Source organism: Amycolatopsis sp. CA-230715 (genome assembly GCF_018736145.1).
GTDB lineage: Bacteria > Actinomycetota > Actinomycetes > Mycobacteriales > Pseudonocardiaceae > Amycolatopsis.
In genome coordinates this window covers 4,038,926-4,060,151 of the sequence record NZ_CP059997.1, presented here as the reverse complement: position 1 = coordinate 4,060,151, position 21,226 = coordinate 4,038,926, and the positions used below count along the sequence as shown (strand labels likewise).

Below are 21,226 nucleotides of genomic sequence, written 5' to 3'. Positions count from 1 at the left end.
ATCTTTTCGTTGGTGCTTTTGGGTGGTGTGTTCGCGGGGGGCGGACAAGGGGTGGGATTTGGTTACGCTCGCGGGGGTGCACGGTTACGGTGCATGACGTGAGCGTGGGGAGCGCGCATGAGTGGGGGATATCGCGTCGGGCTGGCGGAGATGGGGTCGCTCATCACCACGCTCGGCCAGGCCAAGGAACGCATGACGAGCGCGAACAAGGCGCTGGGGGATTCGTCACCCTGTGACATGGGCAGCCGCGAGATCGACGCGGCTGGCCGCGACTTCCAGGACCGCTGGGAGTACGGCATCGGCAAGATCGCCGAGTTCTCCGGCGCAATGGTCGAGGCGCTGTCCGCGGCCAAGAAGCTGTACCAGGAGATGGACGACAAGGTCGCCGACTCGCTCCGCAAGACCGGCGGCTCCGGAGCGGCTCCACCGCCCGCGCCGGACACGGGGAAGCGGTCGGCCATCGCGGACCGCTTGGACGGGCTGGCATGAGCTGGGACCGCGTGCTCGACGAAGCCGCTCCCGTGCAGAGCGGCGTTTATCCGGCGCTCGGCTTCGACCCGGCGCCCGGCGTCGTCGGCACCGTCACCGAGGTCGCCACCACACTCGGCAAGGTCGCCACCGACATTGGCATCGCGCACGACGACCTGACCAAGCTGAACCGCTCCGACGGCTTCTGGGAAGGCGACGGCGCGCAGGCGTTCAAGGGCACCGTCGGCGAAGTGCCGGACTACCTGAACAAGGCGCACACGTCACTCGCCGACGCCTCCCGGACCCTGGGAAAGTGGGCCGAGGACCTCGGCACCATGCAACGGCAGGCCGCCGAGTTCGAACAGCAGGCCGCCGCCGCGCAGGCACAGGTCACCAGGGCGCAGGGAAACCCGAACCTGAAGCTGGCAGGGCAAACCTTCGAGGACCCGGCCCAGCTCCAAGAAGCCGAGCAGGCCCTCGGCACTGCGCGGCAGCAGCTGACGAAGGCACAAGGCGACCTGGACGCCATCCGCGACGCCGCGAAACGCCTGCACGAACAGCACCTCGACCTCGCGAGCCAAGTAGCCGCCGCCCTCCGCCGCGCGAAGGACGAAGCGCCCGAAGAACCGGGCATGCTCGAAAAGATCGGCAACGCCATCGGCAAAATGGTCGACGGCATCAAGGATCTCGCGGGCAAGGCGTGGAAATGGGTCAAGGACCACGCCGACGTCATCGCCAAGATCGGCGACGTGCTCTCCACCATCGGCAACGTCCTCGGCGTGGTCGCGTTGGCCACTTCGTGGATCCCCGGTGTCAACGCGGTCACCGCCGCGGCCGCCGCGGGCGTCAGCGCGGCGGCGGCAGGTACGAAGCTGTTGGCGAAAGCCGCGGGTGCCGACGTTTCCTGGGGCTCCATCGCGATGGACGCCGTCGGCGTGATCCCCGGTGGGAAAACCGTGGCTGGTGCGAAGAACGCGGTCACCCAGGCGGCGAAAGCAGGCGGGATGGCAAAACTGACTGCGAAGTCGGCCAAACTCGGGGGGATCGCCTCGAAGATCCCGGGTGTCGGGATGGAGGTCGCCTCCTACAGTTCCAAGGTCGTGGATGGTGCTGGAGATGTCGTGAAAACGACCGGGCACATCGTGGAGCCCATCACCAGACAAGCGCTCAAGGAGGCACCGAAGGAGGCAATCGAACAGGCGGCCCGCTATAGCCACATGAAAGCGGTCGGGCTTGCCAACAAGCTTCCGTTGGTGGACGTCAACCCGTTCTCCACGGCTGGAATCGTCACGGGTGCGGCTGTCGAAAGCGGTAAGAAGTTGGCCATCGGAGAGGCGGCCGATTTCGCAGGCGACCACGCCAAGAAGTTTATCGAGGATAAAACTGGTTGGAAGCCATGAGTCCTAATGGGGAAAACCTTCCGGGAAGAGAGTCTGTCCGCGCGGAACTCGAGCGGCAGTTCGCCCAAGTGTGGAGAACGCCGACCGCGGCGATCTTCTTTCGGACTCGGCGTTTCCGGCTGGACTATCCAGGGAGATCGAACCTCGGGGTGCTCAGTGTTGCGGGCAAAGTCGCGTGGACGCTGTGCCTGCCGTTCTTCGCGGTCTACGTCCTGATCGCGTCCCTCCTCTCGGAGGTGGGGATCAACCTTCCCGCGTTGGATGACAAGGAGACGGTCAAGCCGGGGACCGTCCGAGTGCTCGGGATGGCCGAGATCAGCTCGGCGACGGGTCTCATCGACGCGCTGAGACGAGGGCGGCATGGCGGATGGCTCGTGCTCGCTCAGGGCCGCGCCGCATTCGTGAAGGGGGCCGCGCCCGGTGTCGCGGAGGAACCGATCTGGGCGTGCACCGATGGCAGCGCCGCGATCTCCGTGAATACCGATCTCCACCACGAGATCCATTTCTCGTGGCCCCGCGTGGCCAGGGCGAGTTTGTACCTGGATTCGGCAGAATGCGCGATCGCGTTGCGTCAGACCCGAAAGTTCGCGGGAGGTCCTTCATGAGTGAACAGAGGTTTTCCTTGTTCCTGCCGGAGGGGTTCATCGAACTGCCGACCGGCGAACTCGACGAAGAAGGCTTCCGAGCGCTGGCCGCCGAAATCGCCCAGCGGTTCGGGATGGACCCGGAGGCGGAGATCGACCAGGGCCTCGCCGAAACCACGGTCATGCTCGCGACCACCGCCGCCGCGGCCGAAGCCGGTGGATCCTGTTACACGGCAGCGGGATTCTTCCGTTCACCCGAAGTGGAAGCGCGGCCGATCATGGCCCTCGTCAGCTGCTTTCCGATGGAGTCCGAGCACGAGTCCACGGAGGTCGCGATCGCCGGGCTGGACGAGGTGCACCGCAACACGGCGAACGGTGAGGTGCGGATCGTGGAGCTGCCCGCGGGTCCCGCGGTCGTCGCCGAGAACACGAGCGCGAACCAGGCGAAGATCGACGACCACGACGTCGAGCTGACCGAGCACTCGGTCACCGCATGGGTCCCCGGTCCCGGTGTCGTCATGGGCGTCGCCGTGACGAGCAACAACACCGAGGACTGGGCCCACGTCAAGGACATGGCCGAGGGGCTCTTCGAAACCTTCGAGTGGGAAACCGAACCCGTACCGGCATGACCGTGGTCGACGCCAGCGGTGGAATCTGGGTGGTCGGAAAACCCCGGTGGCGAGGTTCTCGACGGTGGGTCCCCTTCGGCAGGGCACGCGATTTCCTGCCAGCAGACGGCCTCGGTGGTGATATCGCGGACCTGGTCGTGCTCGTCTTCGGAGCGCTCGTCGCCGGGCTCGTGCTTCTTGTGTCCACTATGGAGTATTTGGCGAAGCTGCTCGCCAGGCCGATCCGGCTGCTGGTGCAACCATCCGCGCGCCGAGCGGGCTGGCAGTTCGACGTGGTCGAGTTCGTGCCGGCGGAAGCGGACGTGACCAGTGAAATAGTGCCCGTGCCCCGGCAGGTGTGCGCACCCACCCGAACAGCGAAACGGGATTTGCGCGCTGGCCTCGTCGCGCAACTGCGCACCGGCCGCGCCCTCGCCACCACAGCAAGAACACCGCGATGTCCGCGAGCAGCGCGCCGATCGTGAGCGCGGCCGTCCACCCGCTCACGGATTGGTTGGCCAACCGGACAGTCGCCACGACCGATGGGGCCATCGAGGCCACCGGTATCGCGACCCACATCAGGGCGAGCCACGGCCAGACCCGCCGCCAGCGCCTCCGCAGTTCGGCCTCTGCCTACACGGCCACCGGCCGGGGCAGGCTGATCGGCAGCACCATCGTCCCCCAACGACCTGGCGCCGGTAGCCCCGGGCGGCATCCCGGGGCTACCGCGGGAAAGTCAGCTGACGTTGACCAGGTCGACGACGAAGACCAGGGTTTCACCCGGTTTGATGACGCCGCCCGCGCCGCGGTCGCCGTAGGCGAGGTGCGGCGGGATGACGAGCTTGCGCCGGCCGCCGACCTTCATGCCCGCGACGCCCTGGTCCCAGCCGGGGATGACGTGCCCGGCGCCGAGCGGGAAGCGCAGCGGTTCGCCGCGGTCCCACGAGGCGTCGAACTGCTCGCCGGTGGAGTACGAGACGCCGACGTAGTGCACGGACACGGTCTTGCCCTTGGCGGCTTCGGTGCCGTCGCCGACGCTGATGTCGGTGACGGTCAGCTCGGCGGGGGCCGGGCCGTCCGGCCGGTCTACTACGGGCTTTTCCAGTGCCATTCGCTGTTCCTTCCTGGTGGTTACCGCGGGACGTTAGTCGTTCACCGGTTCGCGCGCGTGCTCAGCCACCAGTACCGACACCGCACCAGGTCGCCCTGCCGCCTTCGACGTAGGCGCGGAAGACCACCGAGATCGGGGTAGTCGCCGCGTCGGTGTACGAGCCCTGGAACGAGATCTGGTAGCTCGTGCCCGACGCCTTCGACGGCACGCCGAGGCCGAAGTACCAGACGCGCTGGTGGTCCGGGCTGGCCGGATCCATCGCCGGGATCTTCTTGAGCACGTCTTGGCGCGCCTTCTCCTTGTTCTCCGACGGCTTGCACACCTTGATCAGGAGTCCGTCGACGTTCTTCTGGTTGAGGTTCGACTGGATGTGCGTGGCGAGGATTTCCAGCGGCGCGGTGTCCGCGGCCGGGACGCCACCGCCGGACGGTGCCGAGGCGGAGGAAGGTCCGGTCGACGGGGCCGACGAGGAAGGCGGCGGGGCGACCGCGCTCGACGAGGGCGGGGGCGCCGCGGCCTTCTCATCGCTGCCGTTGGTGAGCACGATGGCGAGCACCGCGCCGACGACCACCACCAGGCCGAGCGCGCTCAGCCCGATGATCAGCCCGGTCTTGTTCTTCTTCGGCGGTGGCCCGACCGGGGGCTGGCCCGGGTACTGGGCGGGGAATTGGCCCTGCTGGTACGGGTAGCCACCGGGCTGCTGGCCGTACGGTCCCTGGTTGGGCGGGTAGGTCACGAGACGTCCTTATGGCCGATTGGTGCAATCGGGTGATGACGCTACCGTGACGCGGCCGTACGCAGGGCTTACTCCATCAGAACGAGCTGAATGCGAATACTCTTCACAATGCTCGTACTGATCGGTAACGTGCGGCCGGTCACCATTCGAGCACGGAGGGACGCTCCGCATGCGACGACGCATAACGGCACTCGTCACCGCGACCGTCATCGGGGGCGCGCTCGCGGCCGCTCCTCCCGTGGTTGCCGCACCGCAGATCGACTTCTGCGGCAACCAGTGCAACGACATCCTGCCGCCGGGGCAGAACGGGAACGCCACGCTGGCGGACATCCTCCTGCACAAGACGCTGGGCACCCGGCCGGCGCACGCGGCCGATCAGCTCGGCAAGTACGCGGCGCTGCCGTCGAACTACCAGGGCCTGACCACCGACACCATCGGCAAGTTCTTCAACGACTCGTCCTTCGGGGTGCCGGCGGGCCAGGTGGAGAGCACCGCGAAACCGCGCTCGGACGTGACGATCACGCGCGACAAGGCGACCGGCGTGCCGCACATCCAGGGCACCACGCGCGAGGGCACCGAGTTCGGCGCCGGATACGCCGCGGCGCAGGACCGGCTGTGGCTGATGGACGTGATGCGCCACGTCGGCCGCGGGCAGCTGACCTCGTTCGCGGGCGGTGCGAAGGGCAACCGCGATCTCGAGCAGCAGTTCTTCTCGGCCGCGCCGTACACCGAGCAGGAACTGCAGCAGCAGATCGACGCGGCCGCTGCGACCGGCCCACGCGGCGTGCAGGCGCTGAAGGACGCTCAGTCCTATTTGGACGGAATCAACCAGTACGTCAAGCAGTCCCACGACGGCCGCTACTTCCCCGGCGAGTACGTGCTCACCGGGCACGTCGACGCGATCACGAACGCGGGCACGATCGAGCCGTTCAAGCTGACCGATCTCGTGGTGCTGGCTTCGGTGGTCGGCGCGCAGTTCGGCGGGGGCGGTGGTGGCGAGGTGCAGAACGCGGTCGCGAAGCTCGCCATGCAGGAGCGCTACGGCGTCGAGCAGGGCGAGAAGGTGTGGCAGAGCTTCCGCGCCGAGAACGATCCGGAAGCCGTGAAAACCCTGCACGACGGCCAAAAGTTCCCCTACGCCAACACGCCCGCGTCGCCACAGGGCGCCGCGCTGCCGGACAAGGGCTCGGTCACCGGCCAGCAACTCGTGTTCGACCCGACGGGGTCCGCGAAGGACTCCGCCGCTTCACAAGCGGTGCCGAGCCAGGCCGAGCACCGCGGCATGTCGAACGCGCTCGTGGTGTCCGGGAAGCACACCGCGAGCGGGCACCCGGTCGCCGTGTTCGGCCCGCAGACCGGGTACTTCGCACCCCAGCTGCTGATGCTGCAGGAACTGCAGGGGCCGGGCATCAGCTCGCGCGGCGCGTCGTTCGCCGGGCTCAGCTTCTACGTGCTGCTCGGCCGCGGCCAGGACTACTCGTGGAGCGCGACCTCGGCGTCGCAGGACATCACCGACACCTACGCGCTCGAACTGTGCGACCCGACCGGGAAACCCGCGACGAAGGACTCGAACTACTACCGGTTCCGCGGGCAGTGCCTGCCGATGGACACCGTGGAGCGCAAGGATTCCTGGAAGCCCACCGTCGCCGACGGCACCGCGGAAGGGTCCTACACCCTGCGCAGCTACCGCACGAAGTACGGCCCGGTGACGCATCGCGCGACGGTGGACGGCAAACCGGTCGCGTACGCCTCGCTGCGGTCGAGCTACTTCCACGAGATCGACTCCGTGCTCGGATTCCAGCAGTTCAACGACCCCGACGCGATCAAGTCCGCGCAGGACTTCCAGCGCGCGGCGAGCGCGGTCAACTACACGTTCAACTGGTTCTACGCCGACTCGAAGGACACCGCGTACTTCAACTCGGGCGCGAACCCGGTGCGCAACCCGAACGTCGACCCGGCGATGCCGGTCAAGGCGGATGCCGGTTTCGACTGGCAGAACTGGAATCCCGACGGCAACACCGCCGCCTACACCCCGGCCGCGCAGCACCCGCAGTCGGTCAACCAGGACTACTACATCAGCTGGAACAACGCGCAGGCCGACGGGTACGCCTCGGGCGGGGCGGACAAGTCGGCGGTGCACCGCGGTGATCTGCTCGACAGCAGGGTGAAGCGGCTCATCTCCTCGAACACGCCGGTGACCAGGGTCAACCTGACGCAGGCGATGGCGGACGCGTCGCTGGCCGATCTCCGTGCCGAGAAGGTGTTGCCGGACCTGCTGAAGGTCATCGAGAGCGCGCCGGTGACCGGCCCCGCGGCCGACGCCGTCACGAAGCTCAAGGTGTGGGCGGCTCGCGGCGGACAGCGCGCGGAAACCAAGCAAGGCAGCAAGTCCTACGCCGACGCGGACGCGATCAAGATCATGGACGCGTGGTGGCCGTTCCTGGTGAACGCCACGTTCAAACCCAGCCTCGGTGACGCGGCGTTCGGGGCGATGACAACTGTGCTGCCGATCAACGAAACCCCGTCGGGCTGGCAGCAGGAGGTGCCGGGCAAGCACCTTGGGCAGCCGCACGCGGGCTCGGCCTACCAGCACGGCTGGTGGGGGTACCTGTCGAAGGACATCCGGTCGGTGCTCGGCGCGCCGGTCGCGGGCCCGATGGGCGCGAAGTTCTGCGGCGGCGGCGATCTCGGCCAGTGCCGCCAGGCGCTGGTGGACTCGCTGACCAAGGCGGCCGCGCAGCCGATCGCCGAGGTGTACCCGGGTGACGGCGACTGCAAGGCCGGTGACCAGTGGTGCGCCGACGCGATCATCCACCGGCCGCTCGGCGGGATCACGCAGGACAAGATCAGCACGCAGAACCGGCCGACGTTCCAGCAGGTGGTCGAGTACCCGTCGCACCGGTGATGTGAGTTTTCGAACTACGTGCGAGGGGTGGGTTCGGTTTACCGTGGCCGGGTGGACGAACTCTCCCCTCGCACGCTGGCGATCGTCGCGGGCCGCCCGCACGGGCCGGGCGAACCGCTGAACACCCCGCTCGTCGCGGCGAGCACCTACGGCGCCGGGACGGAACGGGTCTACGCCAGGCAGAACGGCACGCCGACCTGGGAAGCGTTCGAAGAAGCGATCGGCGCGCTTGAAGGCGGCCACGCGACGGCGTTCGCATCGGGGATCGCCACGCTGGCCGCGATCGTCGACGTGCTGCCGCTCGGCGCGAAGGTCGCGGTGCCGACGTTCAGCTACGCCGGGAGCCGCGGCCTGCTGGCGCACGAACACGAGCGTGGCCGTTTGGTCGTGTCGGAGATCCCTCCGGGCAACACCGACGGCTGGCTGGCTGCGGCGCGCGAAGCCGACCTGGTGTGGCTGGAGTCGCCGACGAACCCGACGCTCGACCTGATCGACATCGGCGCGGTCACCGGCGCGCCCGGCCGGACGGCGCGCGTGGTCGTGGACAACACCTTCGCCACCCCATTGGGGCGGCAGCCGCTGAAGCTCGGCGCCGACGTCGTCGTGCACAGCGCCACAAAACTGATCGGCGGGCACAGCGACCTGCTGCTCGGCGTCACGGTCGCCGCCGACGAGGAACTCGCGAAGCAACTGCGGGATTCCCGTTCCCGCAACGGGGCCACACCCGGCGCGCTGGAGGCGTGGCTCGCGTTGCGCGGCCTGCGCACATTGCCGGTGCGGCTCGCCGAACAGACCGCCACGGCCGCGAAACTGGCGGACCTCCTTGCCGCGCACCCCGCGGTGACGCGGGTGCGGTATCCCGGCGAGGGCATCATGATCGGCCTCGAACTCCCCGACGCGGAAACCGCCGACAAGGTGTGCGCGTCGCTGGCGCTGATCCGGCACGCGACCAGCCTCGGTGGGGTGGAAAGCCTGGTCGAACGGCGCGCGACGATGGAAGGCGACCGGCACGTGCCGCCGGGGCTGATCCGGTTCAGCGTCGGGCTGGAAGATCCCGACGACCTGTGGCGCGATCTGGAGCGCGCGCTCTCAGCCGACGCCTGAGCCGGGGAACGGGAACTTCGCGGGTGTTTTCGCGTCCGGGTCGACGTGCCGCCGCATGGCCGCGTCGCACACCGCGTAACCCCAGTTGATGAGCCGTTCCTGCAGGAGCGACGGGAAGCGCGTCAGCCGCGTCGGGGTCTCCGCGAGCTTCTTCGTGTGCTCGTGCGGCGCCCTCAGCGCGTTTGCGAGCTTGAAGTTCTCGATATCGCTGTAGCTGCCCCAGTAGGCGCCGGAAAATTCACCGTCCACATAGGACTTCAAGAGGGATCCGGTGCGCAGTTCGCGCACCTGGTTGTCGGTCACGTTCGACACCCGCAGCATCTGGTGGATCCAGATCCGGCTGACCGTGCGAAGGCTCCTCATCCGCTTCCCGGCGTCGCTCACCAGCACCGTTTCACACTGCCCGACGACGGCGTCGAGGCCGAGGTTGTCGAACACGCCCGCGTCGCTGAGCACCGTCTTCCCGTCGCGGTCCGGCCGCGGATCCGGGGTGACCACGGGGGACAGGAACGGCGGGAATGCCGATGACGCGGCGACCGCGGTGGCGAGCGTGACGCCGGGCTGGCGCGCGAACCACCACTGCGAACCGTCGCACAAATCGGTCGCGGTGAAGATGAACGACGGCCCGTCGGTGGTGATGTCGGTCAGGTGGAGGTCACCGAAGAGGTGGCGCGCGTAGGCCGTCGCCAGCTCCTCGCCGACGCTGCGCCACGGGCGGAGCAGCCCGCGCACGACCACCCCGACATCGAGCCCGGTGCTCGCGAGTTTCCGAAGTGGCGTAACGACTTCCGCACCCAGGTTCACCGCGATGCCGTCGGTGAACTTCAGCGACGGCCACGCCTTCGCGAGCGCACCCGCGGCAATCGAGCCGCCCGACACACTGGACACGCGGTCGAGCCGGGAGAGCCAGCCGAGTTCGTTGAGCCGCCACAGCGTCCCGGTGTGGAAGAGCATCGCCCGGTACCCGCCGCCCGACAGGCAGAGCCCGATGGATCCGGTCATGCCACCCCTTCCACTCGTGCGAAAACACGTTACGGCACGGGGTGTTCCAGTGCGCCGAGAGCGGCGGCGAGCAGCTGCGCCCTGCCTGGTGCCCGCAGCGCGCTCGGTAGCTGGACGGGGACCGTGGTGAGGATGCCGAGCGCGGCGACGGCGCGTACGCGGTGTTCGGCGCCGAGCTGCGCGGCGAGCCGATCCATCGCGCGAGCGCTGCGGGCGCCGACGTCGAGCGTGCGCAGCGTGGCGATGCTCGCTTCGAGCACGGCCATCACGCGCCGGTGCTCGCTGACGATCGCCAGGTACCCGTCGAGCACGAGGCGACGCCGTGTCTCCAGATCGGATTCCGCGTCGGCCTTGTCCGCGAGCGCTTCGACGTCCGCGCACACGCGCTCAGCGAGCGCGGTCAGGATCTCCTGCTTGTTGCGGAAGTGGTAGTAGAGCGCCGCCGAGGTGACGCCGAGCCGTTCGCCGAGCGCGCGGATGGACGCCTTGTCGTAGCCCGTTTCGGAGAACAGCTCGATGGCCGCGTCGAGCACCTTCGTGCGGGTGTCGCTCATCGTCTCCTCCGGCCTCGACTTATCAATCGATCAGTAGGCTACCATGGCGGCTACTTATCGATCGATTAGTAAGGAGAGGTCATGGGGGAACTGTCGAAGGGCCGGTTCGCCACCGTGTTCGTCGCGCTGCTCGCCGGGATGTTCGTCTCGGCGATCGACCAGATGGTGGTCACCACGCTGTCGCTGTCGATCGTCCGGGACCTCGGCGCCGGGCCGGGGGACGCGGGCTGGCTGGTGACCACGTACCTGCTGGCCTCCACGGCCGCGATGCCGCTGTCCGGCAAGATCGCCGATCTCTACGGCCGCAAAGCCACCTACCTCGGTGCGATGGGGTTGTTCGTCGCGGGCTCGCTCGGTGCCGTTCTGTCCGGGAACCTGGCGATGCTCGCGGTCATGCGCGGCATCCAGGGCGTCGGTGGTGGTGCGCTGGTGACGGCCACGTTCGCGGTGCTCGCCGATCTCGTGCCGCCGCGCGACCGCGGCAAGTACCAGGGCGGGTTCGGTGCGGTGTTCGCCAGCTCGGCGCTGCTCGGCCCGGTCGTCGGCGGTTTCTTCGCGGACGGCCACCGGATGTTCGGCCTGGTACTCGACTGGCACGCCGTGTTCGCGCTGAACATCCCGCTCGGCCTCCTCGCGATCCTGGTCAACGCGATGTCGCTGCCCCGGTCGAAGCGCGCCGCCCGCCGGAGCCTCGACCTCATCGGTGCCGCGTTGCTCGTCGCCGGGGTGTGCGCGCTCCTGCTCGGCGCGCAGCGAAGCTCGGTCTGGCTCGACGCCGGTGGTGTCGTGGTGCTCGGTGCCTTCGTCTGGTGGGAACTTCGCGCGGCGGAGCCGATCCTGCCGATGCGCCTGTTCCGCGACAGGACGTTTAGCGGGCTAAACGCGGGCAGCCTGCTGCTCGGGCTCGCGGTCACCGGCGTCCTCGTCTACCTCACCGTGTACGTGCAGTTGGCGCAGGGCGTCACGCCGACGCAGGCGGGTCTCAGCCTGCTGCCGCTCTCGCTCGGCATGGTCGCCGCGTCCACCGTCGCCGGGCTGCTGGCGACCAAACTCGGCCGGTTCCGGCCGTTCGTCCTGGTCGGCGCGCCGATCGCCACCCTCGGCATGGTTCTTCTGTCCACTTTGGACGTCGACACCTCGATCGGGACCGTGCGGGCGTACGCGCTGCTCGTCGGCGTCGGGGCCGGGCTGATGCAGCAGATGTTCGTGCTGGGGGTGCAGAATTCGGCGCGGGCGGAGGACCTCGGCGTCGCGACGGCGTCGACCACGTTCTTCCGCACCCTCGGCGGCTCACTCGGCGCGGCCGTGTTCGGGGCGATCTTCGCCGGGCGGACCGGCGGCTCGACAGAGCCCGCCGTGACGGTCACCGCGATGACCACCGTCTTCCTCACCGCGGCCGCGCTGGGCGCGGTGATCTTCGTGGTCACCTTCCTCGTGCCGGACCGTCCACTTCGCGAACTCGACCAGGAATCGCTCGCATTGGCCGAACTGGGCCTGGGCGCCGAGTAGCGGGGTGTTGCAGCTTCGAACCACTTACGTACTTTGCGGTGAAACCCGGGAATGTGCCTGTCCGTAAGAGTTTCGACGCCATAGCGTGAGCGCATGGGCAGGAAGCCAGGGGCACAGCGGCCGCACGGCGTGCGGGCACGCGAAGTGGGCGCGGAACTCAGGAAGCGCCGCGAGGCGGCGCACATGTCGATCCGCGAACTCGGCAGGAAGCTGGGCTGGTCGCATGCGACCCTGTCGTTCATCGAGAGCGGGGCGCGGCCGCCGTCGGCCACCGACGTCGCGAGGTACCTCGGCGGCTGCGGCCCGGTGGACCAGGACGACTACAACTGGCTGCTGAAGCGGGCAGCGGAACCGGACTACACGGATGGGCTACGCTCCTGCGAACCGAGCCTGAAGGCGGAACTCAGATCTTTGACCGCGCAGGAGAGCCTCGCGACCGTAATCACCGAATACGAATCCAATGTGGTGCCCGGACTTCTGCAAACGGAGAACTACGCGGAAACTCTGATGCGCTGGGGCGGGCTGCTCACGCCGGACAATGTCGAACTGCGGGTACGAGCACGAATGGCTCGGCAGAGTCTTTTCCAGCGATCCACGCCGCCGCGATTCCTGTTCTTCCTGGGGGAGCACGCGCTCCGCACGGTAGTCGGCGACTCCCAGCTCATGCACGAGCAGATGCTGTACCTCCTGCTCACCGGTGCCCATCCCCGTTGCGCCGTGCGCGTGGTTCTCGACTCGGCCGGACCTTTCAACGCGTACAACAGCTTTCGAGTCATGGACTACGACAAGTACCCCTCGATCGTCTACGCGGAAGGCATCTGCGGTGGCACTTTCCTGGAAGTCCCCAGCGATGTGATCACACACCGCACCATCCTCGGCAAGCTCGAAAACGCCGCACTCGATGAGGACGAATCGCGGGCATGGCTGACCGACCTGGCAGCCACCTACGATCACGAGGAGGCCGCCCACTCAAGTCCACCTTCGGCCTGACCTGGCGCAACAGCTCCTACAGCAATGTGAACGGCCAAAACTGTGTCGAGGTCGCCGAGGTCAGCGCGGGCGCGGCAGTACGGGACTCGAAGGCGCCCCGAGCAGGCCACCCACCGTGCCCCCCCCGCCGCCGCCTGGCAAGCCTTCCTCACCGCAGCCGCATGCCCCGAAGGTCACCTTCGGGGAATCTAACGCCACTTTCGCGGCCCTCGCGGCCCTCGCGGGCGGGGCTGCTCATGCCCCGAAGGCCACCTTCGGGGACTTGAGCGCCACGAATTCGGCCCTCGCGGCGAGCGAGCCCAACGTCCTCAAAGTGCTAGATGCCCCGCAAGTCACTTTCGGGGCATCGCAAACAGCGCCGCCACGAGATCGCGAGCGGTCAGGACTCGGCGCCGAGTAGCGGACGGAGCTTCGCGCGCCCTTCTTCCGGCACGTAATCCGCGTAGTAGTCGTACAGCGCTTGCCTGCCGAGCCGACAGGCAAGCGCGCCATCCCCGTCGCGCACGGCGGCCAGCACCTCGGTGTGGTGCGCGAGCGAGGACCGCATCAGCGCGTGGCGGTCGTCCGCGTGCACGAGTTTGTCCTCGATGAGTTCGAGCACCACGTCCCGCACGACTTCGCTGCACACCACGATCATCGGGTTGCCGGTCGCGCGGGCGACGGCGTCGTGGAAGGCGACGTCGGCACGGCTGAACTCGCTCGTGCCGAGATCCGCGCGCATGGCTTCCAGCGCGGCCGCCATCTCGTCGAGTTGAGCGTCCGTCCGCAACGAAGCGGCGAGCAGGTACGCGGATCCTTCGAGCAGCATCCGGAACTGCAGCACCTCGCCGAGACCCATGTGCCGCGCGCGCGTCAGGTGCCGCACGGACTTGTGCAAAGCGGCGGGCGAGGCCGCGAGCACCTCGGGTCCGCGGGGGTCGCCGGGCCGCGAACGGACGATTTGTGCGGCCTGCAGCACCCGCAGCGCCTCGCGCACGGTGGACCGGCTGACCCCGAACTGGACCATCAGATCCCGCTCGCTGGATAGCCTCTCACCAGGCAAAATGCGCCCGGACAGCACCGCGTCCTCGATCTGCTCGACCACCCGCTCGTAGGCGCGGACCGGGGTCACCGGCTCGAATTCCACCCGTGGACACCCCCTTGCTCGCCCTTGATTATTGGTCTGCGTGGTGCCAACCTCTGGATTGCTGGTCCGACCAGCATACCCGAGGGGAGGCACGATGAAAGTCCGGTTCGGCGCTGCCGCGCTCGCCCTGCTCGTCGTGCTTCCCGGGTGTTCCGCCGGATCGAGCGCGGTCGTTTCGAACGACCCGTCGACGCTGACCGTCGGGTTCGCCGCCGAGCCGCAGAACTTCGACTTCACCCGCACCGACGGCTCCGCCATCCCGCAGGCCTTGCTCTACAACGTCTACGAGGGCTTGGTGAAACTCGATCCGGAGGGCCGGATCGTGCCGCTACTCGCGGAATCGTGGACGGTCAGCCCCGATCGCACGGTCTACGACTTCCGCTTGCGGCCGGGCGTGAAGTTCGGCAACGGCGCGCCGTTCACCGCGGAGGACGTCCGGTTTTCCTTGCTGCGCGTCAAAACCGACTGGACGATCTCGCTGAAGTCCGCGATGAACGTGGTGCGCCAGGTCGACGTGGTGGACCCGCTGCACGCCCGCGTGGTGCTGGAAAAACCGAGCAACGGCTGGCTGTTCAGCCTCACCAGCCGGATCGGCGCGATGTTCTCGCCGACCGGCGTCGCCGATCTCGCGAACACCCCGGTCGGCACCGGCCCGTACCAGGTGGCGAGCAGGCGCCGCGGCGATTCCGTGGTGCTGCGCGCGAATCCGGCGTACTGGGGCCGCAAACCCGCCTACACCACGGTGAACCTCAAGTACATCAAGGATCCGACAGCGCTCAACAACGCGTTGCTCAGCAACGGCATCGACGTCATCGCCACGATCACCGCGCCCGATTCGATCCCGCAGTTCGAGAGCGACAACCGGTTCTCCGTCCTGCAGGGCACCACGAACAGCGAAGTCGTGATGGCCTTCAACGACGCGCGCCCGCCGTTCGACGACGTCCGCGTCCGCCAGGCGGTGACGCTCGCGGTGGACCGCAAAGCGCTGATGGACACCGCGTGGGCCGGGCGCGGCACGCTCATCGGCAGCATGGTGCCGCCGACGGATCCCTGGTACGAGGACCTTTCCGCGGCGTACCCGTTCGACCCGGCGAAGGCGAAAGCGCTGCTCGCGCAGGCGGGCAAGACCAACCTCTCGCTGCGGATGCGGATCCCGAACCTGCCGTACGCGATCTCGTCGGCGCAGGTCGTCGCATCGCAGCTCGCCGACATCGGCGTGCAGGTGTCGATCGAACCGCTCGACTTCCCCGCGGTGTGGCTCAAGCAGGTCTTCACCGACCACGACTTCGACCTGTCGATCGTGCAGCACGTCGAAGCGCGCGACATCACCACGTTCGGCAAACCGGCCTACTACTGGGGATACGACAACCCCGGCGTGCGGAAGCTCCTGGCAACCGCGGACGCGGGCACGCCGGAGGAGCAGGTCGCGAACATGAAGCAGGTGGCGAAGCAGCTCTCCGCCGACGCCGCCGCCGACTGGCTTTTCCTGTTCCCGAACGTCACCGTGGCGAAGAAGAAGGTCACCGGCCTCGCCCGCAACCAGGTCAGCGAATCGTTCGACCTGACCGGGCTCGGGTCGTCATGACCGGCCGGATCCTGCGCCGCGCGGCGGTGCTCGTGCTCAGCGTGCTGGTCGCCTCGATCGTGGTCTTCCTGTTCATGGCGGTGCTGCCCGGTGATCCGGCGCAGGTCGCGCTCGGCGTGAACGCGACGCCCGAGCTGCTCGCCAAGACCCGGCACGAGTTCGGCATCGACCGGTCGCTCGTCGTCCAGTATTTCGACTGGATGGGCGGCGTGCTGCACGGCGACTTCGGCCGTTCGTACGTCACACGCGAGGCGATCGGGCCGCAGCTCGTCGACCGGCTCGGCGTCACGCTGTGGCTCGTCGGTGCGGGCATGCTGATCGCGGTCGTGCTCGCGATCCCGTTCGGCACGTTCGCCGCCGTGTGGCACCGGCGGTTCAGCGGCACCGCGATCTCGGGGCTTTCCCAGCTCGGCGTCGCGATCCCCGCCTTCCTCGCCGGAATCCTGCTGGTGCAGGTGTTCGCGGTCCGGTTGCGCTGGCTGCCCTCGGGCGGCTGGACACCGCCGGACCAGGACTTCGGCGCGTTCCTCGGCGGGCTGGTGCTGCCCGCGCTTTCGCTCGGGCTCGTGCAGGGCGCGGTGCTCACCAGGTACGTGCGCTCGTCGGTGCTCGACACACTCGGCCAGGACTACCTCCGCACCGCGCGGGCGAAAGGGCTGCGGCCGTATCCCGCGCTGCTGCGGCACGGGCTGCGCAACGCCGCCGTCCCGGTGGTCACCGTGCTCGGCCTCCAGCTCACCACCCTGCTCGTCGGCGCGGTCGTGGTGGAGCGCGTGTTCGTGCTGCCCGGCCTCGGCAGCATGCTGCTCGATTCGGTTTCTTCGCGTGATCTGCTTACGGTGCAAGGAATCGTGCTCGTGCTGGTCGTCGGCGCGCTTCTGGTCAACTTCGTGGTGGACCTGCTCTACGCGGTCATCGACCCGAAACTGCGGAGGTCCTCATGACGGCCGTGAAGACGGGGCGGTCGACGCTCATCACCGGCGCGGTTCTCGTCGGCCTCGTGGTGGTGCTCGCGCTGGTCTCGTTCCTGTGGACCCCGCACGACCCGGTGAAGGTCGACGCGACGGCGCGCCTGCTCGGGCCGACCGGTGAGCACCTGTTCGGCACCGACAAGTTCGGTCGTGACGTGGCCAGCCAGATCATGGTCGGCGCTCGCACCACGCTCTACGTCGGCGTGGTCGCGGTCGGTGTCGCCGCGGTCATCGGCACCCCGCTCGGCATCCTCGCCGGAATGTCGCGGCGCTGGCTCGGCGAGTTCGTCATGCGCGCCAACGATCTCTTGCTCGCTTTTCCCGCGCTGCTGCTGGCGATCATGCTCGGCGCGGTCTTCGGGGCGAGCACGCTCACCGCGATGATCGCGATCGGCGTGGCCACCGTGCCCTCGTTCGCCAGGATCGCCCGATCCGGCACGTTGCGGGTGATGAGCAGCGAGTACGTCCTCGCGGCGCGCGCGGCGGGGCGGTCGCGGCCGTTCATCGCGCGCAGGCACGTGCTCCCGAACATCGCCGGGCTGCTGATCGTGCAGTGCTCGGTGTCGTTCGCGATCGCCGTGCTTTCCGAAGCGGCGCTGTCCTTCCTCGGGTTCGGCACCCGCCCGCCGACCCCGTCGTGGGGGCGAATGCTGCAGGAGTCGCAGGAACTGCTCACCGTGCAGCCGCGGCTCGCGATCGTGCCCGGTCTCGCGATCGCGATCGCCGTGCTCGGCTTCAACCTGCTCGGTGACGGCCTGCGCGACCGGTGCGACCCCCGGCTCGGTGGTCGCTCATGAACGCCGTGCTGGAAGTCGAAAACCTCACCGTCTCCGCGGGCGGCCCGCCATTGGTCAGCGGGGTTTCCTTCACCGTGGGCACCGGCGAACGGGTCGGCTTGATCGGGGAGTCGGGGTCGGGGAAGTCCTTGACCTCGTTGGCGGTGCTGGGGCTGCTGCCGGAAGGGCTCCGCGCTTCGGGCTCGGTGCGTTTCGAGGGACGCGAACTGCTCGGCGCGCCCGAGCGCGAGCTGTCCCGGCTGCGCGGCCGCGAGATGTCGATGGTGTTCCAGGAGCCGATGACGGCGCTGAACCCCGCGATGCGCGCCGGGCCGCAGATCGCCGAGGTGCTGCTGGTCCACCGAACCAGACCGGATCGGCGTGCCGCGCGAGCCGCCGCGATGGAGCTGCTCGAAGCCGTCGGCCTGCCGTCGCGCACCGCTCGCGCGTACCCGCACCAGCTTTCCGGCGGGCAGCGTCAGCGCGTGCTGCTGGCGATCGCGCTGGCCAACGATCCCGCCCTGCTCATCTGCGACGAGCCGACCACGGCGCTCGACGTCACCGTGCAGGCCCAGGTCCTCGATCTCATCGGGGCCGGGATCGCCGAACGGGAGGCCGCGCTGCTGTTCATCACGCACGACCTCGCCGTCGTCGCGACGATCTGCCGCCAGGTGCTCGTGATGCACGACGGCGCCATCGTCGAATCCGGCCCGGTGGCCCGCGTGCTCACTTCGCCCGCGCACGAGTACACCCGTTCGCTGCTGGCGGCGTCCGATCTGGAGGCGTCATGAGCGAAGTGCTGATCGAGGTTCGTGAGCTGGAACGCCGCTACGCCCGCGGCCGGGTGCGCGCGTTGCGCAGCGTTTCGTTCGACGTGCACGCGGGGCAGCGGTTCGGGATCGTCGGCGAGTCCGGCTCCGGGAAGTCCACTTTGGTCAGATTGCTCGCCGCGCTCGACCAGCCCACCGCGGGCACGGTGACCTTCGACGGCAGGCGCGTGGACGGTGTGGGTGAGCGGCGGCTGAAGTTCCTGCGTCAGAACCTGCAGATCGTGTTCCAGGATCCGATGGGCTCACTTGATCCCCGGATGCGGGTGCGCGACATCCTGTGCGAGCCGCTCGGCAAACCCCGGGACCACGCGGACCGCGTCGATGAGCTGCTCGAAGCCGTCGGGCTGCCGCTCGACGCCGCTACCCGCTACCCGCATCAGTTCTCCGGTGGGCAACGGCAGCGCATTTCGATCGCCCGCGCGCTGGCACCGCGGCCGAAGGTGCTGATCGCCGACGAGCCGGTCAGCGCGCTGGACGTCTCGGTCCGCAAACAGATCTTGGCGCTGCTGGCGAATCTCACCGAACGGTTCGAGCTGACCATGGTGTTCGTCTCCCACGACCTCGCGGTGGTGCGGCATGTGTGCGACACGGTGGCGGTCATGCGGCGCGGCGAAATCGTCGAGCAAGGCGAGGTCGATCAGGTCTACGACCACCCCGAGCACCCCTACACCCGGCAGCTCGTCGCGGCGGCGCCGAACCTGCGCGCGGCGCTCGCCCGGCTGGAAGGAGCATCGTGATCTTCGAACCGCCCTATCCCGGCGGACTCCCGGTCGGCGCCGAATGGGTGTCCACAGTGGACTCGTCGACGGTGTGCTTTCCCTACGACGGTTCTCCCGTCGCCGAGGCGCCGGTGGGTTCCGCGGAGCTGGCGCGGCGTGCCGTGGACGAAGCGATCGCCGTTTCGCGCGCCGTGGCGACGCTTCCGTCGCGGACAAGGCGTTCGCTCCTGCTCGACGTCGGTGTCGCGCTGGAAAACGAGCGGGAGGCGCTGGAACGGCTTCTCGTGCTGGAGAGCGGAAAACCTCTCGTCGACTGCCGGGTCGAAGTGGCCCGCACGATCGTCACCTGGCAAGGGGCCGCCGAAGAGGTGTCCCGCGTGCACGGCGAGACCGTGCCGCTCGACCTGCTGCCCTCCGGCGACGGGCTCACCGGGTTCTGGACCAGACGGCCGATCGGGGTCGTGATCGGCATCGCCGGGTTCAACTACCCGCTGCTGCTGGCATCGCACAAGATCGCGCCCGCGATCGCGGCCGGGTGCCCCGTGGTGTGCAAACCCGCGCCGCAGACGCCGCTCGCGACACTTTGGCTGGTGCACCTCGTCCGCGAGGCCGCCGCGAAGCTCGGCGCGCCCGCGGAAATGGTCCAGCTGGTCACCGGGGACGCCGAGGTCGGTTCGACGCTCGTCACGGATCCTCGCGTCGGCGCGGTGTCGTTCACCGGATCGGCCGAGGTGGGGCACCGGATCGCGCGTGCCGCCGCACCGCGCAAAACGCTGCTCGAACTCGGCTCCAACTCGGCACTGATCGTCGCCGAGGACGCCGATCTCGCCGCGGCCGTGGACGCGGTGATCCGTGGCGGGTTCTACGCGTCCGGGCAGGCGTGCATCTCCGTCCAGCGGGTGCTGCTCACCGCACCGGTCGCCGACGAGTTCACCGCCGCGCTGCTGGCCCACATCGGCGACATCGCGACAGGCGATCCGCGCGACGAGACCACCAGGGTCGCCGCGCTCGTCGACTCCGCCGCCACCGAACGGGCGCTGTCCTGGGTTTCCGCCGCGGTCGCCGCGGGGGCGAGGCTGCTCGCCGGTGGCGAGGCGGACGGCACGGTCATCCGCCCCACCGTGCTCGCCGAGGTTCCCGACGACGCCGACTGCTGGGCGGAAGAGGTGTTCGCCCCGGTCGTCTGCCTGCGCACGGTGTCCGATGTGGACGAAGCGTTCGCAGTGGCCAACGCCTCGCGGTACGGCCTGCACGCGAGCGTTTTCAGCCGTTCGCTGCGCACCGCGTTCCGCGCGCTCGACGAACTGGAAGTGGGTGGTGTGGTGATCAACGAAGTCCCGGGGTTCCGCTCGGACACCATGCCCTACGGCGGGGTGAAGGATTCCGGGATCGGCCGCGAAGGCCCGCGGTTCGCCGTCGAAGAGCTGACTGTGACCAGGATGGCGGTGATCCGGCCATGAGTGACGCTCGCGAGCGAATCGAAGACACGAGCGGGTACGCGAACCTCTTCCGGCTCGACGGCAAGCGCGCGGTCGTGCTCGGCGCCGGGAGCGGGATCGGCAGGGAGTCGGCACGCGCGCTCGCCGCCCACGGCGCCGAGGTGATCTGCGCCGACCGCGATCCCGGCGCGGCGGCGGAAACCGGCGCCGGCGAGGTGTACGAGCTGGACCTGCTCGACCGCGAAGGCGTCGCACGCGCGGCCCGCGAATTCGGCGCCCTGGACGTCGTGGTGCTGACCGCCGCGATGAACGTCCGCAAGCGGATCCTCGACTACACGCGCGAGGAGTTCGACCGCGTCGTCGCGCTGAACCTCGGGGCGACGTTCGAGGTCGTGCGCGTGTTCGGCGGCCCGATGGTCGAACGCGGCGCGGGCAGCATCATCGGGTTCTCGTCGATCCGCGGTACCACCGTCGAACCGGGCCAGGGGGTTTATGCCGCCACCAAGGCGGGCCTCGTCCAGTTCTTCCGCACCGCGGCCGCCGAGTTCGGGCCCGCGGGCGTCCGGGTCAACGCGATCGCGCCCGGCGTCGTCGAAACACCGCTGACCGCGCAGATCAAGGCCGATCCGAGCTGGTACGAGGCCTACGCGGAGAAGAGCGCGCTCGGCAGGTGGGCGAAGCCGAGCGAACTCGCGGGCGCCGTCGTGTACCTCGCCTCCGACGCGGCGAGCTTCGTCACCGGCAGCGTGCTCGCCGTGGACGGCGGCTGGACGGCGGTCGACGGCCGCTACACCCCACCGGCATCGTGA

The 21,226-nt window shown here is 68.8% G+C and carries 22 protein-coding genes; 17 read left to right on the top strand and 5 right to left on the bottom strand.

The window, feature by feature from the left end:
• The first annotated feature begins 117 nt into the window (after positions 1-117).
• The 5 genes from HUW46_RS19225 to HUW46_RS19205 are packed head-to-tail and all read left to right on the top strand — an operon-like array spanning position 118 to position 3,545.
• Positions 118-489 carry a hypothetical protein gene (locus tag HUW46_RS19225; protein ID WP_215548588.1) on the top strand — a complete coding sequence of 124 codons (372 nt, stop codon included), beginning with the start codon at positions 118-120 and terminating at the stop codon, positions 487-489.
• Positions 486-1,868 (top strand): putative T7SS-secreted protein, encoded by a 1,383-nt coding sequence (locus HUW46_RS19220; RefSeq protein ID WP_215548587.1) that lies wholly within the window; start codon positions 486-488, stop codon positions 1,866-1,868. Before HUW46_RS19225 ends, HUW46_RS19220 begins: the two co-directional genes overlap by 4 nt.
• Positions 1,856-2,473: a hypothetical protein gene (locus HUW46_RS19215; RefSeq protein WP_215548586.1), complete on the top strand. Its 618-nt coding sequence runs from the start codon at positions 1,856-1,858 to the stop codon at positions 2,471-2,473. Before HUW46_RS19220 ends, HUW46_RS19215 begins: the two co-directional genes overlap by 13 nt.
• Entirely contained in the window at positions 2,470-3,081 is a 612-nt protein-coding gene (locus tag HUW46_RS19210; RefSeq protein WP_215548585.1) for a hypothetical protein, read from the top strand. Before HUW46_RS19215 ends, HUW46_RS19210 begins: the two co-directional genes overlap by 4 nt.
• Entirely contained in the window at positions 3,078-3,545 is a 468-nt protein-coding gene (locus HUW46_RS19205) for a hypothetical protein (RefSeq protein ID WP_215548584.1), read from the top strand. Before HUW46_RS19210 ends, HUW46_RS19205 begins: the two co-directional genes overlap by 4 nt.
• A gap of 251 nt (positions 3,546-3,796) precedes the next feature.
• On the opposite strand, the gene HUW46_RS19200 is transcribed toward HUW46_RS19205, so the two are convergent.
• Positions 3,797-4,171 carry an FKBP-type peptidyl-prolyl cis-trans isomerase gene (locus HUW46_RS19200; RefSeq protein ID WP_215548583.1) on the bottom strand — a complete coding sequence of 125 codons (375 nt, stop codon included), beginning with the start codon at positions 4,169-4,171 and terminating at the stop codon, positions 3,797-3,799.
• Positions 4,172-4,232: 61 nt separating this feature from the next.
• Entirely contained in the window at positions 4,233-4,907 is a 675-nt protein-coding gene (locus tag HUW46_RS19195) for a hypothetical protein (protein WP_215548582.1), read from the bottom strand.
• A gap of 169 nt (positions 4,908-5,076) precedes the next feature.
• Here HUW46_RS19195 and HUW46_RS19190 point away from each other — a divergent pair, with 169 nt between their 5' ends.
• Together HUW46_RS19190 and HUW46_RS19185 are read left to right on the top strand one after the other, a co-directional pair.
• Positions 5,077-7,812, top strand: a complete 2,736-nt coding sequence (locus tag HUW46_RS19190) for a penicillin acylase family protein (protein ID WP_215548581.1) — start codon at positions 5,077-5,079, stop codon at positions 7,810-7,812.
• Between the two features lie 51 nt (positions 7,813-7,863).
• A complete protein-coding gene (locus HUW46_RS19185; RefSeq protein WP_215548580.1) occupies positions 7,864-8,916 on the top strand; it encodes a trans-sulfuration enzyme family protein in 1,053 nt (350 codons plus the stop codon).
• Here the strand turns inward: HUW46_RS19185 and HUW46_RS19180 are convergent.
• Together HUW46_RS19180 and HUW46_RS19175 are read right to left on the bottom strand one after the other, a co-directional pair.
• Positions 8,902-9,918, bottom strand: coding sequence for a patatin-like phospholipase family protein (locus HUW46_RS19180; RefSeq protein WP_215548579.1), 1,017 nt, complete (start codon positions 9,916-9,918; stop codon positions 8,902-8,904). The two genes, HUW46_RS19185 and HUW46_RS19180, sit on opposite strands and share 15 nt — an antisense overlap.
• 29 nt (positions 9,919-9,947) lie before the next feature.
• The gene (locus HUW46_RS19175; RefSeq protein ID WP_215548578.1) at positions 9,948-10,472 is read right to left on the bottom strand and encodes a TetR/AcrR family transcriptional regulator; all 525 of its coding nucleotides are present in this window, start codon (positions 10,470-10,472) and stop codon (positions 9,948-9,950) included.
• Between the two features lie 81 nt (positions 10,473-10,553).
• Between HUW46_RS19175 and HUW46_RS19170 the strand changes: the two genes are divergently transcribed.
• The 3 genes from HUW46_RS19170 to HUW46_RS48920 all read left to right on the top strand — a co-directional run bounded on the left by HUW46_RS19170 (position 10,554) and on the right by HUW46_RS48920 (position 13,237).
• On the top strand, positions 10,554-11,981 hold the full coding sequence (locus tag HUW46_RS19170) for an MFS transporter (RefSeq protein ID WP_215548577.1): 1,428 nt from the start codon (positions 10,554-10,556) through the stop codon (positions 11,979-11,981).
• Between the two features lie 93 nt (positions 11,982-12,074).
• Entirely contained in the window at positions 12,075-12,971 is an 897-nt protein-coding gene (locus HUW46_RS19165; protein WP_215548576.1) for a helix-turn-helix domain-containing protein, read from the top strand.
• Positions 12,902-13,237, top strand: coding sequence for a DUF397 domain-containing protein (locus tag HUW46_RS48920; protein WP_215548575.1), 336 nt, complete (start codon positions 12,902-12,904; stop codon positions 13,235-13,237). Before HUW46_RS19165 ends, HUW46_RS48920 begins: the two co-directional genes overlap by 70 nt.
• 113 nt (positions 13,238-13,350) lie before the next feature.
• Here the strand turns inward: HUW46_RS48920 and HUW46_RS19155 are convergent, their stop codons facing one another.
• Complete coding sequence (locus tag HUW46_RS19155) at positions 13,351-14,097, bottom strand: FadR/GntR family transcriptional regulator (protein ID WP_215548574.1); 747 nt, start codon at positions 14,095-14,097, stop codon at positions 13,351-13,353.
• Positions 14,098-14,191: 94 nt separating this feature from the next.
• On the opposite strand from HUW46_RS19155, the gene HUW46_RS19150 reads away from it, so the two are divergent.
• The 7 genes from HUW46_RS19150 to HUW46_RS19120 are packed head-to-tail and all read left to right on the top strand — an operon-like array spanning position 14,192 to position 21,226.
• Positions 14,192-15,682 (top strand): ABC transporter substrate-binding protein, encoded by a 1,491-nt coding sequence (locus HUW46_RS19150; protein WP_215548573.1) that lies wholly within the window; start codon positions 14,192-14,194, stop codon positions 15,680-15,682.
• Positions 15,679-16,626 carry an ABC transporter permease gene (locus HUW46_RS19145; RefSeq protein WP_215548572.1) on the top strand — a complete coding sequence of 316 codons (948 nt, stop codon included), beginning with the start codon at positions 15,679-15,681 and terminating at the stop codon, positions 16,624-16,626. Before HUW46_RS19150 ends, HUW46_RS19145 begins: the two co-directional genes overlap by 4 nt.
• Positions 16,623-17,450 carry an ABC transporter permease gene (locus HUW46_RS19140; RefSeq protein ID WP_215548571.1) on the top strand — a complete coding sequence of 276 codons (828 nt, stop codon included), beginning with the start codon at positions 16,623-16,625 and terminating at the stop codon, positions 17,448-17,450. The genes HUW46_RS19145 and HUW46_RS19140 overlap by 4 nt, the downstream gene beginning before the upstream one ends.
• Positions 17,447-18,220: an ATP-binding cassette domain-containing protein gene (locus tag HUW46_RS19135; protein WP_215548570.1), complete on the top strand. Its 774-nt coding sequence runs from the start codon at positions 17,447-17,449 to the stop codon at positions 18,218-18,220. The genes HUW46_RS19140 and HUW46_RS19135 overlap by 4 nt, the downstream gene beginning before the upstream one ends.
• Entirely contained in the window at positions 18,217-18,996 is a 780-nt protein-coding gene (locus tag HUW46_RS19130; protein WP_215548569.1) for an ABC transporter ATP-binding protein, read from the top strand. The genes HUW46_RS19135 and HUW46_RS19130 overlap by 4 nt, the downstream gene beginning before the upstream one ends.
• On the top strand, positions 18,996-20,438 hold the full coding sequence (locus HUW46_RS19125) for an aldehyde dehydrogenase family protein (protein WP_215549967.1): 1,443 nt from the start codon (positions 18,996-18,998) through the stop codon (positions 20,436-20,438). Before HUW46_RS19130 ends, HUW46_RS19125 begins: the two co-directional genes overlap by 1 nt.
• Positions 20,435-21,226, top strand: coding sequence for an SDR family NAD(P)-dependent oxidoreductase (locus tag HUW46_RS19120; RefSeq protein ID WP_215548568.1), 792 nt, complete (start codon positions 20,435-20,437; stop codon positions 21,224-21,226). The genes HUW46_RS19125 and HUW46_RS19120 overlap by 4 nt, the downstream gene beginning before the upstream one ends.

Bases quoted from the DNA above. Each gene is read 5' to 3' on its own strand.
- HUW46_RS19220 (WP_215548587.1), top strand. From the start codon at position 486: ATGAGCTGGGACCGCGTGCTCGACGAAGCCGCTCCCGTGCAGAGCGGC.
- HUW46_RS19200 (WP_215548583.1), bottom strand. From the start codon at position 4,171: ATGGCACTGGAAAAGCCCGTAGTAGACCGGCCGGACGGCCCGGCCCCC.
- HUW46_RS48920 (WP_215548575.1), top strand. From the start codon at position 12,902: ATGGCTGACCGACCTGGCAGCCACCTACGATCACGAGGAGGCCGCCCA.
- HUW46_RS19165 (WP_215548576.1), top strand. From the start codon at position 12,075: ATGGGCAGGAAGCCAGGGGCACAGCGGCCGCACGGCGTGCGGGCACGC.
- HUW46_RS19150 (WP_215548573.1), top strand. From the start codon at position 14,192: ATGAAAGTCCGGTTCGGCGCTGCCGCGCTCGCCCTGCTCGTCGTGCTT.
- HUW46_RS19205 (WP_215548584.1), top strand. From the start codon at position 3,078: ATGACCGTGGTCGACGCCAGCGGTGGAATCTGGGTGGTCGGAAAACCC.
- HUW46_RS19145 (WP_215548572.1), top strand. From the start codon at position 15,679: ATGACCGGCCGGATCCTGCGCCGCGCGGCGGTGCTCGTGCTCAGCGTG.
- HUW46_RS19210 (WP_215548585.1), top strand. From the start codon at position 2,470: ATGAGTGAACAGAGGTTTTCCTTGTTCCTGCCGGAGGGGTTCATCGAA.
- HUW46_RS19130 (WP_215548569.1), top strand. From the start codon at position 18,217: ATGAGCGAAGTGCTGATCGAGGTTCGTGAGCTGGAACGCCGCTACGCC.
- HUW46_RS19120 (WP_215548568.1), top strand. From the start codon at position 20,435: ATGAGTGACGCTCGCGAGCGAATCGAAGACACGAGCGGGTACGCGAAC.
- HUW46_RS19180 (WP_215548579.1), bottom strand. From the start codon at position 9,918: ATGACCGGATCCATCGGGCTCTGCCTGTCGGGCGGCGGGTACCGGGCG.
- HUW46_RS19175 (WP_215548578.1), bottom strand. From the start codon at position 10,472: ATGAGCGACACCCGCACGAAGGTGCTCGACGCGGCCATCGAGCTGTTC.
- HUW46_RS19225 (WP_215548588.1), top strand. From the start codon at position 118: ATGAGTGGGGGATATCGCGTCGGGCTGGCGGAGATGGGGTCGCTCATC.
- HUW46_RS19135 (WP_215548570.1), top strand. From the start codon at position 17,447: ATGAACGCCGTGCTGGAAGTCGAAAACCTCACCGTCTCCGCGGGCGGC.
- HUW46_RS19140 (WP_215548571.1), top strand. From the start codon at position 16,623: ATGACGGCCGTGAAGACGGGGCGGTCGACGCTCATCACCGGCGCGGTT.
- HUW46_RS19190 (WP_215548581.1), top strand. From the start codon at position 5,077: ATGCGACGACGCATAACGGCACTCGTCACCGCGACCGTCATCGGGGGC.
- HUW46_RS19170 (WP_215548577.1), top strand. From the start codon at position 10,554: ATGGGGGAACTGTCGAAGGGCCGGTTCGCCACCGTGTTCGTCGCGCTG.